Here is a 14618-nt window from a genome sequence, read left to right as displayed (position 1 = left end):
GCCCACCTGTGCTCATCCTGTGGGGTGGCTACGGTGGGATGCGCCGCTCCGCAGTGCGTCCACATGGCCACCCGCGGTCTGGGTTCGTTCCGCATTCCGCGCTACTGCGCTGAGCACCGGCACGATATCCCCAGTTTCGAACGGGCTACGGACACTGTCGAGGGCCCGGAAGACTACGGGAAGCTTCTCAAGTACGACAAGCCGAATCTGAACAGAGCGACCAAGCTTGCCGCTGCGGGAGTACTTGCCGCCGGCGTGGCAGTGCCAGGAGGTATCGCAGCGGCACCTGCTGTGGGCGGAGCAATCGGTGCCTTGATGGGCTACAGCGGAGCCGTGGCAGCGAACGTGGGCCTGGCGTTTCTCGGCGGTGGTGCGGTCGCCGCCGGTGGTCTCGGAATCGCAGGAGGAACCTACGTAGTGGCGGCGGTCGGAGCTGCTCTCGGGGGAGCGCTCGGCGCGAGTGTCACCAACGCATACGTCAACGAAGACAAGTCGTTCGAGATCGAGAAGTTCCGTGAGGGCGACGGCATTCCGGTCATCGTCACGCGCGGCTTCCTGAACGAATCGAGTGGGGACTGGCGCGCTGCGATCGCATTCGTGGAGCGTCGTTACCCCGACGCGCCGATCTACAAGCTTCATTGGGGTAGCAAGGAACTGGCAGCTCTGGGAATCCCTGCGGCCCGAGGAGCTGGGGCGAGATACGCGATGGGAGCCGCGGCGCGGGTCGCAGCAAGAGCGGGTAAAGCCGCTGCTGGAAGGCTCAACCCGGTCGCGCCTGTGATGATGGCTGCCGACCTGGCCAAGAACCCGTGGCACACGGCGCGGGTGCGCGCAGATCGCACCGGTGTTGCGTTGGCTGGCATCCTCGCAAGGACCGAGATACCCAGCTACCACTTGGTCGGTCACAGCCTGGGTGCTCGGGTCATGATCACAGCTGCGGAAACGCTTTCTACGCAACAGGGCGGGCCCCGCATCGACACGATCCACGTCGTCGGTGCAGCGATCGGACGTAAGGGCGATTGGCGGAAGCTGAACGACGCAGTGTCGAACAAAGTCCACAACTACTTCTCATCGAACGACAAGGTCTTGCGTTACGCGTATGCGGCTGCGCAGGGTGGCAGCGTTGCCGCGGGTTACGCGGGATTCGGTACGTCGTACCCGAACATCGTCGATCACGACGTATCGAGTTGCGTTGACGGACATTCGGAGTACTTCGGCAAGGTCACGCCCGTGTAGGTCCGTGCAGTCATTGTCCGGCCCATCCGGCGAGTACGGGTAAGTGGGGATGCCGCGGCCGTATAGGTGTTGAGAGCTTCGAGTCAGCTTCGGCGGCGGCGCCACTGCTCAGGGCTCGGCGGTAGTCTCCGCCTGGGAATGACCGCGCGGAGGTGTATCGGTTCCTCATGAGGCGTGCTATTCGATTGCGACCATTGATCAATCGTGCCCTGCGGCTGCTTCTCGAGACTCACGCGTGGTGGATTCGCCTGGAAGAGCATCATTTGGTAACGCCACTCGTGCGGGCTCGAAGGCAGAGCGCGAAGGCTGGTCGAGCGAGACGTGCTGTGCCGTCTTACGGCAAGCGGTCTCGGGCTCCCGCTTCCTGCTGACGTTTGCCACTGGTATGGCTTACTGCGCGCGACCGGACGGGGTTGGGCAGTCTCGTTCGCGATCGTCACAGCCGATTGGGAAGACGCAGTGCTTTCTCGAGTCTCAGTGAGTCCGATAGAGCGGACATGCCCATGTGTCCTCGTCGAGTCGGCCTGCACGTGAGGACCGTGCTGAGCGTATGAATCCCGAGCAGGCAATCTTGGTAATTGCCGAACTTCGTTCCAACGTGCCCTCACGTACCGGTAGAGCGCACGGAACGGGTCGTCCTGCTGCGGGCTATCGGACCCTCGGGGGATCAGATCCGAGAACATTGCGATCAGCGTCGCGAGAGTGGCCAGCGTGAGGAGCAACAAGAGGATTGCCAACCAGTACTTGGTAATCGCTAGCCCCACCACCACCCCGATGCCGAACAGGACGAGTGCCGCTTTCCCGTTGGGGAAGATGTCTTTCACGCATGTCTTTCTTGCTCATGACATCCGCCCGCAATCAGATGTCGATGATCGAACCGTCAAGATGCCGCTGTCGTCTGCTCGGGGAAGCGGGTATCTCTGAACGTGGAACTACTTGCTCCCCGGCGTCCAGCGCATTCCCCACTTGTACGCCTTGTCGAGATGGGACTGGTCGCCCTTGATGTAACGGACTTCGCGATTGATGTCGATCTGTCCGTTCTTGCTCTCCAGCAAGGCAATCGCGCACATGGGTGCACGGTTATCACCGGAGTCCAGGCGAACCTCGATCTCGGATCCTGAGGTTCGGTAGAGCGTGACCACACCGTCCGCGGCCGCCCAGTTCGGTACGCCCTCGTAGATGTACGCGAAGATCAGGATTCGCTTGAAAGCCCGCGGATTGGACAGGTCGATGTAGAGGTTCTCACCACCGGCCACGGTGCCAGTCCGGTCGTCCCCGTCGAGTTCGATGTACGGGTAGCTGTATCGGGAGCCGAACGCTCCACCGAGCGCCTGGATGACGCCCTTGCTCCCGTCGGCCATTTCGTACAGGCAACCGAGATCGAGGTCGATGCCGTTCCCACCGGTAAGGCGACCCAGGAACCCTTTGCCGGAGCCCCTGGTGGTCCAGTTCAGGTTCACTCGCATGACGCCCTGCTCCTCGCCGGCTTTCACGAGGCTCACCGAAGGAGTGTTCTTGTCGAGGGTGATCTTGGACAGAGTGACCGGCGGTGCTGCCGGCGTCTGCACGCGTGGCCGTGACGGCGGAACCCCGCGACGCTCTGTCGCCGGGTTGGGCGTCGGCGTCGGCGTGGGCGGAGGAGTAGGTGTAGGGACAGGAGTAGGTGTAGGGACAGGAGTAGGCGTAGGCGCGGGGGGAGGAGTGGGGATTGGCGCCGGCGGTGCTGGCTGACTGACATCCACACCGTAGTTCGTGGCGAGGGCCGTCAGTCCGGTGCTCCATCCCTGTGAGACGTTGCGAACCTTCCACGTCCCGTTGCGGCGATAGACCTCCATGAGGATGGCCGCACGTTCGGTACGCAATCCACTGGCGGGTGCTTGAACGACCAGCCCGGTCGGCTGTTCGAGGGTGACGCCGAGGCCGGGGACCGTTGCCAGGCTTCCGGTCACGCTCTCGTCGAGAGCGACCGCGATGGAGAGGGTGTGGATGTGCGATGGGATGAGCGACAGATCCAACGAGATTCGATCTGCGCCGATCAGCCGAACCGCGCCTTCGGGGGACTTGGGCTGGTTGAAGAAGATGAAGTCGTCGTCGTTCCGGACACGCTGGTCGACTGTCAGCTGGAAGGCCATCAGGTCGACTGTGCCCTGACGTGCGCCGGTCACCGACAAGGTCGCGGTGCCGTCGTGGATGACTGTGTTCGCTCCGGGGGGAAGTGCAGGCATGGCGTGTCCGGCTCTACGGCCGGCTCCTTTCGGCGGAGATGCGTGTGGGCAGCCGGACGGGCCGGCTGCCCACACGTGGAACTGATCAGGCGTTGACGGTGACCGTCTCGGGCTGCGGATCTTCATCCGAGTCCGTGGTCGCCTCGTCATCGGGGTTGTTCATGTTCCGGATGATGCTGGTGATCAGAGCCGCGAGGATCAGGAACACGCCGGTCAGGCCGGTGACGATCTCGCTGACGTGGTGACCGATCGAGTACAGCAGGATGAGCGCCAGCGCACCGATCGCCCAGTGTGCCCCGTGCTCGAGGAAGACGTATTCGGAGAGCGTGCCCTTGCGGACCAGGTAGACGGTGATCGAGCGGACGAACATCGCGCCGATGAAGCCGAGGCCGAGCGCGATAATGATCGGGTCGGAGGTGACCGCGAATGCGCCGATCACGCCGTCGAAGGAGAAGGACGCATCCAGCACCTCGAGGTAGAGGAACAGGAAGAAGCCGGCCTTACCGGTTGCCTTCGCGAGATCGCTGGGACCACCGGACGATTCTTCGCCCTCCTCGTCGACGTTGAAGAGTTCGCCGAGGCCGTTGACGAGGATGTAGGTGATCATGCCGAGCGTGCCGGCGATCATCACCGTCGACGACTTGCCCTCGGGAGCGAGGAACACGGCGGTGAGGACGAGGAGCCCGGAAGCGACGACCACCGAGAGCTGGTCGAGCTTGCCGATCCGCTCCAGCGGACGCTCGAGCCAGGACAGCCAGGTGATCTCCTTCTCCTCGAAGACGAAGCCCAGGAAGAGCATCAGCAGGAACATGCCACCGAAGGAGGCGATCTGCGGGTGCGCGTCGGTGATGAGCGTTTCGTAGCTTGCGCTGCCGTCGGGGAAGTAGGCCGCGCCATCGGCCGGCGGGTTGAGCGCCAGGTCCAACGCCGCGACCGGTCCGAGTCCGGATGCAGCCCAGACGATGATGAGCGGGAACACGAGGCGCATGCCGAAGACGGCGATCAGGATGCCGATCGTGAGGAAGATCTTCTGCCAGAACTCGCTCATCCTCTGCAGCACAGTCGCGTTGATGACCGCGTTGTCGAAGGAGAGGGAGACCTCGAGGACACCGAGGATGGCGGCGAGCAGCAGGGCCTGAGGACCGCCGTAGAGGAAGGCGACGACCAGGGCGACAACAGTAACGGCGAAAGATGCGCCGAATATGCGCATAACCACGAACGTGGCCTTTCTCTATGGGTGCGACAACGTCGGGATGCTCTCGTTTCGAACATCCCGATCGTTCCCGCGGACGGAACCGAGGAAATCAGGCGACGTTGACGCCGTAGTCGAGGGCGATGCCACGGAGGCCGGACGCGTAGCCCTGGCCGACCGCGCGGAACTTCCACTCCGCGTTGTGGCGGTAGACCTCGCCGAAGATCATCGCGGTCTCGGTGGACGCGTCTTCGGTCAGGTCGTAACGGGCCAGCTCGACGCCCGTGACGCGGTCGACGATACGGATGTAGGCGTTGCGCACGTGTCCGAAGGACTGGCCGCGAACGTCCGCGTCGTAGATCGAGACGGCGAAGAAGATGTTGGTGACCGTGGGGGGAAGCGCAGCGAGGTCGACGTGGATCGACTCGTCGTCGCCGTCTCCGTCGCCGGTCAGGTTGTCGCCGGTGTGCTCGACCAGGCCGTCGGGCGACGAGAGATTGCCGTAGAAGACGAAGTGTTTGTCCGAAAGGACCTTGTAGTTCGGGCCGGTGATCAGCGCCGACGCATCGAGGTCGTAGGGCGCACCGGTGGTGGTGCGCTCGTCCCAACCGAGACCGACAGTGATGGTCGTGAGATTGTCGGTTGCCTTGGACAGGGAGACGTTGCCGCCCTTGGCAAGAGAGACGCTCATGTGGATCCTTTCGAATTTTTGCGTAGGCGTGATTTCGACCGGGATGCGGATCGCAGTGCGAAACTGCCCACCACGGGGAAAGTTGAACTAATCGCCGGGGAAGTGCCGCCGAATCTGGAACGAGCACCCGCCGAGGGGATCCTCGGTACCGGTGCGAGTGCTGATGGTCCACGTCGTGTGGCTGAACTCCTTCTGCGGGTGCAACTTCTGGGATCAAGACGAGCACGGCAGAACAATGCCGCACCACCTACTCCAGCCCCCGACAGACTGTTGGGCGACAACATAGCAGGTTCAACTAAATGTCCGGAAGTGCCGATCGGCCCGATTCGGACGGAGCCGCTTTCTGCTACCGGAAGTATTGGTGCGGCCTGCTGTTGCGCTGGTGAGCGGGTGTAACAATCTCGGTGTCGAGGACAGATGTACTCGGCAATGGAGTCGGAACGATCGGGGGAGGCACATGCGCAGAAGTGCTGGAAGGGCTTATCGACTGTAATCGTCGTAGCCGTTGTCTATGTTCGTCTGTCTATGTTCGTCGGCGTTCCCTCCGTACTCGTACGGAGTAACTTCATCGCGCAGTGGGGTGGTTGTGGATACGAGGGAGAGCGATCCTGAGCTGAAGGATCGTGTCCAACGTTTGCTCGCCTTCTTGTCGGAGCTCGTCAAGGCGCGAAGCGCCCCGGTTCGAGTTGTCGACAAGCACCGCGCTGTGATGGCGCTGGACGAAGGCAACCTCGATGTAGCTCTCGGTACCGATGCGTCCGCCGGCGACGTCGTGCTCCGGGCACGTCGCGTGCACTTGGAAGACCCACCCCGACCACCTGCTGCAGTCGTTCCCTGGATCCGCGGTTCGATCGCGGATTCGACCACCGAACCCACACTCGATCCCAGCGCTCCCGACACGAACAAGTTCGAGCCCTGGCTGACGAAGTGGCGTGCATGGGCGGAAGTCGATTGTGAGCGGCGACCGGCGTGGCACCTCTACGCGTTTCTCCAGCGTGCGATGCTCGACCTCGAGGCGCAACCAGAGTCCCTGGAACTCGTGATTGCGTCGGGGCTGCTCCAACTCTCGGCGGATGTAGCAGGCGAACAGGTGCGAACACACCTCATCACGCAGTCGACGTTGGTGGAACGCGACTCGGCCTCGGGCGACCTCCTGGTGCGGTTGGACCCCGAATCCGCTCCTGCACTCGAAGACACTCAATTGTTGACCGGGCTCGAGGTCTTCGATTCGTCGGGTACTCGGAGCCTGCACGAATCGCTGGCTGCACGGGTGAGCTCCCCCGTGGATCCTGCCGCACGGATCTTCCTCAAGGATTGGTCCGATCGTGCCCTGGCCACCCGCGTCGAGATCGTCGACCGACCCGACGAAGCAGCTTCGCAAGATCGTCTCCTCACACCGTCGCCTTCGCTGGTTCTGCGCAAGCGGGGTGCTTATGCCCTGATCGAGTACTACGACCGCATGACGGCAGCGGCGGCCGACGAAGCAACGGCAGTCCCTCTCGGTCTGGCACAGCTCGTCGAGGCGATCGAACCCGCCGATCGGGTCGCCTGGCTCGACAGGGCCGGTACGTCGTCCTCACTGCTCGCCGACGATCCGTTGTTCCCGCTTCCTGCCAACCAGGAGCAACGCGACATCATCGATCGGCTCGCAGGGGACAGCGGTGTCGTCGTGGAGGGCCCGCCCGGAACCGGGAAGACTCACACGATCGCCAACCTGGTTTCGGCGTTGTTGGCTCGTGGTCAGCGTGTCCTGGTCACCAGTGAGAAGGCTCAGGCGCTGCGGGTCCTTCGCGACAAGCTGCCTCCGGAACTGCAGGAACTCTGTGTTTCGGTCACGGACGCCGGCCGCGGTGGGTCGGCCGAGCTGAACCGCAGTGTCAGTGAGATCGCGACCCGCAAGGCCCAGTTCGATCCGCGCCGCACCGCGGCCCGTATCGACGAGGTGGCGCAACGACGCGACACTGCACTGAGTCGCCGTGCGATGCTGACGGAACGCATCCGTCAGGCTCGTGCGTCCGAGACGCTGGCTCACGCCGATGTCGCGCCCGGCTATTCGGGAACTCCGGCCGAGATCGTCCGGACGGTCACGGCGCAGACCGCCAACCACGACTGGCTACGTGGCACCCTCGCCACGGATACTCCGCCGCTCACTCCGGAGGAGTTCCAGACGCTGCTCGCCCTGTCCGAAAGGTCTCGGCCAGGTCGAGTTGAGCGCCGACGGCAGTATTTCCCCGAACTGGGGTTGCCGAGCCTCTCCGATCTCGAACTCGCCTGCGAAGCTGTTCGCAACAGCCCGGCTTCGGGTGGCGCCCCCACTTCGGGACTGCTTCGGATGCTGGAGGGTGCTGCTCCCGATCTTCTCGAACGGATCCGCGAGCAGTGCGACCATCTGCAGCGTGCGCTGCTCGATGTCGACGGTCTGGAGCCTGCATTCCGGAACCTCGCCGACGCAGTACTGTCCGGACAGATCGACTATCTGTGGGACAAGACCGCGCACATCCGCGAGCTGGTCACCGTCGCCTACAACGCCGACGTCTTCCTCGGTACGACTACTGTTGTCGACACTCCAGTGGTCGGACGAAATGCGTTGCATGCCTACGACGCGCTCGCCAGGGCGCTCGAGGGCGGCGAGGTGTGGCGAAGCGGAATCGCCCGTTTCCGCAGGAGCGATGAGCAGACCGCGGTGGAGGCGCTGGGCAGGGTCGCCACCGTCGACGGCGTCGAGGCCACGACTGCGCCACTAGCTCGTGCGGTGGCCGAGCATCTTCGTGCGCTCGATGCCATCCAGTCCGTCGCCCTCATCCTTCGGGATCTCGGCATCGAGATCGACCTCTCGGGCTCTCGCAGTCAGATGATCGGTGCGGCAGCGAGGGCTGCCCGGTCTCGCGATCTGGTGGACGTTCTCGCAGTGCGCGCCAAGGACGTGGCGCGTGTGCTGCAGCAGGCGAGTCCAGGGGCGCCGCCGCGTATTGCGAGCCTGGATCAGGCCCGGTCCGTCGCGACTGCGGCACAAGCGATCGCTGCAGCAGGCTATGCAGAGGCGAATCGCTCCTGGCTCAGGGATGTAGCTTCTCATGTCCGGGCCGGAATGACGCACGGGATGCCGCCGGAAGGACACGTGCTCGTCCGGGCCATCGAATCCGCGGAGTTCGGCAGGATCCGCACAGCGATCGAGTCCTGGCACGCTGCGGTCCGTGAGTATCAGGAAGAACGTCACCTCGAATCGCTGCAGACTCGGCTGACCGATGCGGCGCCCGCGTTGGCGCACGCCATCGCCGAGAACCCTTCGTCTGCGGAGTGGTCGGTTCGCCTCGACTACATCGAGCAGGCATGGGCGTGGCGTCGGGCATACGACTGGGTGCAGCAGCACTCCCACGCTGTCGACGACCAGCACCTCCAGCACGAGCTCGACGCCACCGAGAAGGACATCGCGCAGCTCACCGCACAGCTGGCCGCGGAACGAGCATGGAGTACATGCCTGGAGCGGACGACGGCTGCGCAGGTCCAAGCGTTGCAGACCTACCGTGATCACGTGGCCAGCATCGGAAAGGGAACCGGCAAGTACGCGGAACGGTTCCGTGCAGGCGCGCGCGAAGCGATGCAGGTAGCGCAGCAAGCGGTCCCGGCATGGGTCATGCCTCTGCAACAGGTACTGGCGTCCATTCCCGCCGAACAGAACTCGTTCGACGTCGTCATCGTCGACGAGGCGAGTCAGGCGGACATCAGCAGCTTGTTCCTGTTGTGGCTCGCTCCCCGGGTGATCGTGGTGGGTGACGACAAGCAGTGTGCCCCCAGTGATGTGTCATCGGGTGCGCTCGAAGGTGTCTTCACTCGACTCGACTCGTATCTGCCCGACATCCCGAAATACCTGCGCGACAGTTTCACCCCTCGATCCAGCGTTTTCTCGTTGCTCCGTTCGAGGTTCGGCAGTGTGATCCGGCTGCGCGAGCACTTCCGGTGCATGCCCGAGATCATCAACTGGTCCAGTGGACAGTTCTACTCCGATGCACCGTTGGTTCCGGTGCGTCAGTTCGGTGCCGACCGTCTGCCGCCGCTGCGCACCACCTATGTCGAGGGCGGGGTGGTCACCGGTCGGAACGCGACGCTCTCCAACAGGGTCGAAGCACGCGCCATCGCCGACGCGATCAAGCAGTGTCTGTCGGACGAGGCGTACGACGGCAAGACCTTCGGCGTCGTCGTTCTGCAGGGACAAGCGCAGGTCGACGTCATCACGAACGAGCTGCTCGACCGGTTGACGCCCGAGCAGTGGGAAGAGCGCCGACTACGTGTCGGAACACCGCCCGACTTCCAGGGCGACGAGCGTCACGTGGTGTTCCTCTCGATGGTCGTCGCGCCGGAACAGAACATCATGGCGATGACGAAGACCGAGTACCAACGACGGTTCAATGTCGCCGCGTCCCGCGCGCAGGACCAGATGTGGCTGTTCCATTCGCGCACCCTCGAATCGCTGCGCTCGACCGACCTGCGGCATTCGTTGCTCACCTACATGCAGTCGACGTCGCCCGCGCCGGCAGAGCCGATGCCCGAAGGCGTGACGCGCGACGATCGGCACCACGCGTTCGACAGCCTCTTCGAGCAGCGCGTGTTCCTCGACATCGTGGCTCGCGGTTACCACGTGAATCCGCAGGTGGAGGCGAACAGCCGGCGGATCGATCTCGTGGTCACCGGTGCAGCAGGGAGGCTCGCCGTCGAGTGCGACGGCGATCATTGGCATACGAGTCCCGAACAGCAGCGTGCCGACCTCGAACGCGAACGAGAGCTGCAACGCTGTGGGTGGCAGTTCTGGCGCATCCGCGAGTCGGAGTACTACCTCGATCCCGTGGGATCGATGAGAGGTCTCTGGGAGGAGCTCGATCGGCGCGGTATCAGGCCGCACGTCGTCGGAGTGAACGACGTCGTCACTGCCGTGCAGGCGACCTGGACTCCGGTAGAACTCGTGGAGGACGACTCGCCGGTCGACGACGTCGTCGACGTCCTCGACCAGCCGATCTTTCCTCCGGAACCGGTCGTGAAGACCACGGAGCCGCAACCGGTTCACGTTGAGATGCCCCCACCTGCAACTGCACCTTCCGTTCACACCGATCCTGAGATCGTCGCGGGACCGGCTCCTGTTGTGCCGGAAGTGGAACCGCCGACAGGGCCGCAGGAACAGATCGCGCTTGCTACTGCAATTGCGTCAGCGCTGGCTTCGGGCCCCTTACCCGTCAGCAAGATCGCGGCTCGGTTGGGGGAGGACTGGAAAGTGGTCCTTGCCGATCTCGACAGGCTGATTGCCGCCGGTCTGGTCGGTGAAGTTGCAGTTTTCGGAAAGCTGACGCAATACCACCTCCTGGATGTGTCTCCGGAAGAAGTAGAGGACACCCCGGCTCCCACGCTGGAAGAAAGCCCTCCGGACGTTGCGGTCCTCGAACCTGCCGCGGAGCAGACGATCACAACAGGCAAGTCGCCAGATCTCGCGACGTCGATAGTGGAGGTCCTCGCTTCCGGACCCTTGCCAGTCGGAAAGATCGCCGAACAGGTAGGGGAGCACTGGAGGACTGTCCACGCCGGACTGGACCAACTCCTTCTCGAGGGGCGAATCGAAGAGGTCACGGCGTTCGGGAAACTGACCGAGTATCACCTCGTGGACGCGGCGTCACGGACCGAGAGCAGCGAGTCGCCGCTCCCGCCTGCCGCGGGCTCGCAGACCGACTCGCCGGCTTCGGTGTTACCGCCTGTGCAGACACCGGTCGTTCCCGGCTGGGAGACCATGCCGGCATCGGCGATCGAGTCGCTCCCACCGAGTCTCGGGTCGCGGATCGTGGAGCAGCTCTCGTCTGGGCCGGTGTCTCTCGCGGATCTCGAGTTCCGGCTGAACGAGCCGCGGGACCGCATCGAAGCCGTCGTGGACGAGCTGATCGCTCGGGGGCGTGCGGTATGGATGCCGGAACGCGGCCCGCGCGTATACGCCCTTGCGCCACCGGCAGATCGGACAGTGGCGGGTGACGAGAGTGCTCCTACACCTCAGCCGGCCGTGATACCCCGAGCTGTCTCGGTGGCCGACCTGCCACCGGCACGTCTCGATTCGGTCGCGGAAATACTCATCACCGCTGCAGCAATCGCGGACCTGTCAGTGGAGCGCGCAAAGAAGCTGAGCAGACTCGATCACGAGAGTGTCATGCAGATCATCTCGAATCTGGAAGCAGACGGGAAACTGGTGCGTCGAGACGATGTTTCGGGACCCGTGTGGGGACGGGGTGACCGGTGACGGCACCCACTTTGGCCGGACCACCTTTACGTGCCTGGCAACGCGAAGCTTTCGATGCCTGGACGAGGGCAGACCGTAGCGCCGTCGTCGAGGCTGTCACCGGAACAGGGAAAACGACACTCGGGATCGCAGCAGTTGCCGACGGCGTCGCTCGTGGCATGGACGTCTTGGTCGTCGTGCCCGGAATCGAACTGCTCGAGCAATGGCATCGCGCGATCCGTCGAACGCTCCCCGATGTCCCCGTCGGTCGGCGGGGCGGCGGTCACTCGGACAATTTTGAGGGCAAGCGAATTCTGGTCAGCACCGTGCACTCGGCGATCAGCACCTCCGCGCCGCAGCCGTCGGGCCCCGCGCTGCTGGTTGCGGATGAGGTGCACCGGTACGGTGCCGTCACGTTCTCGAAGCTGCTGACGGATCGATTTCCCGAAAGGATCGGTCTCACAGCAACTTTCGAACGGTCCGATGACGGTGTGGAGAGGTTCCTCCTGCCGTACTTCCGGACCGTCGTAGAAGGTTGTAGCTACGAACGCGGGCACGCCGACGGCATTCTCGCCCCGGTGAACGTCATGCTCGTTGCGGTCCCGTTCGATCCGACCGAGGCTGTCGAATACCAGGAGTACGACGAGCAGGCCCGCAAGCTCCGGGGTGATCTGATCGAGAAGTTCGGATGCGCCGGCCAGCCGTTCGGCGAGTTCATGCGCGACGTCCAATTGCTCGGTGGCGGCGACGGTGCGGATCGATCGACATGGGTGGCACGAAAGTACCTGCACGCGTTCTCGAAAAGTCGATCCTTGCTCGCGGAATGTCGTGGTAAGAGGGAAGTGCTGCGCGGCCTTGGCGTGATGCTCAAAGAAACCGGTCGGGCTCTCGCATTCTCGGAGACACGCGAGTCGTCGCGAGCTGCCGCGGAGGTACTGCTGGAGGAAGGCGTGCTGGCAGCACCTTTCACGAGCGACCTCAGCAGATCGGACCGAACGCGACTGCTGAACGAGTTCAAGAGCGGCACGCTGACCGCCCTGGTGGCACCGAAGGTGCTGGACGAGGGCGTGGACGTCCCGGAAGCCGATGTCGGAATCATCCTGGCCAGCAGTAAGAGCAGGCGGCAGATGATTCAGCGGATGGGTCGGATCATCAGGCCGAAGTCCGACGGGCGGCCGGCGTCGTTCCTGGTGATGTACGCGGAGAACAGCTCGGAGGATCCTGCGAACGGGGCGCACGGAACGTTCCTCGAGCAGCTCACCGGCATCGCCTCTCAGGTGGTGACGGTCTCTGCGGAGGACGCTCCCAACCTTCTTCGGGAGTGGATGAATTCTGCCCGGAGCGACGACAAGGTCGAACCGGCGGCGTTCGGTGCACCGGTGGTCGAACAACCTGCCCAGAGTTCGACTTCGGTCGAAGAGGTCGCTGCGATCGCGCAGCGCCTGATCGAGGAGGAAGTCCCTGAGGAAGCGGTTGTCGCCGGTACCGAGAACGCGGAGATCTCCGAGATCCTGCTGAACGTGGGAGTCAAGGGCTCGGTCGACGACTTCGACACCGTACTTTCGTGCCTGTCGATACTCGAACCCCGTCAGGTATCGGTGCTGGTCATGCGCTATGGGCTTGGTGGGCAGCAACCCAAGAGACAAGCAGAGATCGGTGCGCGGCTGGGGCTGTCGTCGAGCCAGGTCGGCCGAATCGAGCGGAGCGCGATCGCGCATCTGGGCGACACGGTGGCCGGTCAGCTGTTGTCGGACGTCATGGCGCGGATGGAGAGCGTGTAGTGGCTCAGTGGTTCGAGGGGTTCGACGGTCAGATCGTTCTCGACGACGACTACGTGTGGATCCTGCGTGAAGACATTCCGGCCGACCTGACACACGGCACGGTGCTGCCGACCCTACGGGCGCATCGTAGGGCGGTGATCGGGACGGAGTTCCGGCCTGCCACCGCGAACGGCCTCGGCACGCTGAGGATCAAGGTCTCCAGCGGTCGCACTGCGCCTCGTGATCGTCATCCTGCGGGGTTCGATACGGTCCGGTTCTTGTTGACGAGCAACGACCGGTTCTCCACGGTCCATTTGCTCTTGGCCGCAACTGCGGCGGACGCGATGGAAGCAGTGGCGCCGGACGACCAGTTGCGTGCAGCGTTGGACGAACTCGACGGCATTGCCACGCAGGCCGAGTTGGCCGGCGTCCTGGGCGAGAGTCCCGATGTCATGCAGGTCGTGCACGGCGTGACATGGAACTCCGTCGGAAAATTGTGGGTGGCAGCGGGAGGCACGTCGACGGTGCCCGCCGACACTCGACTCGAGTGGATCCGTGCACTTCGAGAGCTGACACGGCGGGTGCCCGCGAACGCGGGAATCAAGACATTGCAGACCGCAGTGGGAGCGACTGCACTGCGCCACCTGGACAGTCAGCGCATCGGAGCCTTGTGGGAGTCCGTGCTGCCCGAGGTGCTGCCCCCGCGCGTGGAGACGTCATCGAAGGATGGGGGAGATGAAGTGGTGCCGGGCAAGCCTGTGCCGGCACGACGGAGTCCGACGGCGGAGCCGCAGGTGCGCTCGCGGACGAGAGTATGGACGAAATGGGACTCCGCCACCAGCCATGATCAAGAAACACGCGCAGCTCTCGCACGTCCCGCGAATTCGACCGATGCTGCCGCCGAGTCGCCGGAGGGGGGCGGTGGAACCCGAGGAGACAAGGCACTCCGGGATCGAAAGACCGCGTTCAGCGGAAGACGAATTCGCGTCCATCTCGATTGCGATGGGCACCGCGTGAAGGCGATCTTCGATCCGGAAACAGGAGCAACGGAGATCACCTCGGCTCCGGTTCGAGCCTTGCTCGGCTCGGTGCATGCCGATCCCGATGCAGCCGCCGGTGCGGTCACTACCACGTTTCGACTGGGAGACGAAGGACCGTTCGACGGTTGGCAGTTGTGGCGGATCGACGACAACTCCGGCCGGCCGCTCGCCGAGGTTCCCGAAGCGAGACCGGTCGTCTGACGATCGTCATCGCCCTTTACCGATGC

Annotated in this window: 7 protein-coding genes and 1 pseudogene; 4 read left to right on the top strand and 4 right to left on the bottom strand. The window is 63.9% G+C overall.

Going from position 1 to position 14618, the window contains the following annotated elements:
- Window positions 1-63: 63 nt before the first annotated feature.
- A complete protein-coding gene (locus ACLBYD_RS19420; protein WP_447817749.1) occupies window positions 64-1236 on the top strand; it encodes a DUF726 domain-containing protein in 1173 nt (390 codons plus the stop codon).
- 932 nt (window positions 1237-2168) lie between these two features.
- Here ACLBYD_RS19420 and ACLBYD_RS19415 read toward each other — a convergent pair.
- The 4 genes and pseudogenes from ACLBYD_RS19415 to ACLBYD_RS19400 form a co-directional block, all read right to left on the bottom strand.
- The gene (locus ACLBYD_RS19415; RefSeq protein WP_447817748.1) at window positions 2169-2804 is read right to left on the bottom strand and encodes a TerD family protein; all 636 of its coding nucleotides are present in this window, start codon (window positions 2802-2804) and stop codon (window positions 2169-2171) included.
- 189 nt (window positions 2805-2993) lie between these two features.
- Window positions 2994-3461 (bottom strand): annotated as a pseudogene (locus ACLBYD_RS19410) (TerD family protein); the annotation flags it as partial.
- Between the two features lie 85 nt (window positions 3462-3546).
- Window positions 3547-4677 carry a DUF475 domain-containing protein gene (locus tag ACLBYD_RS19405; RefSeq protein WP_447817698.1) on the bottom strand — a complete coding sequence of 377 codons (1131 nt, stop codon included), beginning with the start codon at window positions 4675-4677 and terminating at the stop codon, window positions 3547-3549.
- 88 nt (window positions 4678-4765) lie between these two features.
- Entirely contained in the window at window positions 4766-5344 is a 579-nt protein-coding gene (locus ACLBYD_RS19400; RefSeq protein WP_271036221.1) for a TerD family protein, read from the bottom strand.
- A gap of 709 nt (window positions 5345-6053) precedes the next feature.
- Between ACLBYD_RS19400 and ACLBYD_RS19395 the strand changes: the two genes are divergently transcribed.
- From ACLBYD_RS19395 to ACLBYD_RS19385, 3 genes are read left to right on the top strand one after another with little or no spacing between them, the layout of a single operon-like run.
- Entirely contained in the window at window positions 6054-11612 is a 5559-nt protein-coding gene (locus ACLBYD_RS19395) for an AAA domain-containing protein (protein ID WP_447817697.1), read from the top strand.
- A complete protein-coding gene (locus ACLBYD_RS19390) occupies window positions 11609-13372 on the top strand; it encodes a DEAD/DEAH box helicase family protein (RefSeq protein ID WP_447817696.1) in 1764 nt (587 codons plus the stop codon). Before ACLBYD_RS19395 ends, ACLBYD_RS19390 begins: the two co-directional genes overlap by 4 nt.
- Window positions 13372-14592 carry a hypothetical protein gene (locus ACLBYD_RS19385; RefSeq protein WP_447817695.1) on the top strand — a complete coding sequence of 407 codons (1221 nt, stop codon included), beginning with the start codon at window positions 13372-13374 and terminating at the stop codon, window positions 14590-14592. Before ACLBYD_RS19390 ends, ACLBYD_RS19385 begins: the two co-directional genes overlap by 1 nt.
- Window positions 14593-14618: the final 26 nt, after the last annotated feature.

It is taken from the genome of Rhodococcus sp. C26F (assembly GCF_053345925.1).
This window is presented reverse-complemented; position numbering and strand designations above follow the sequence as displayed.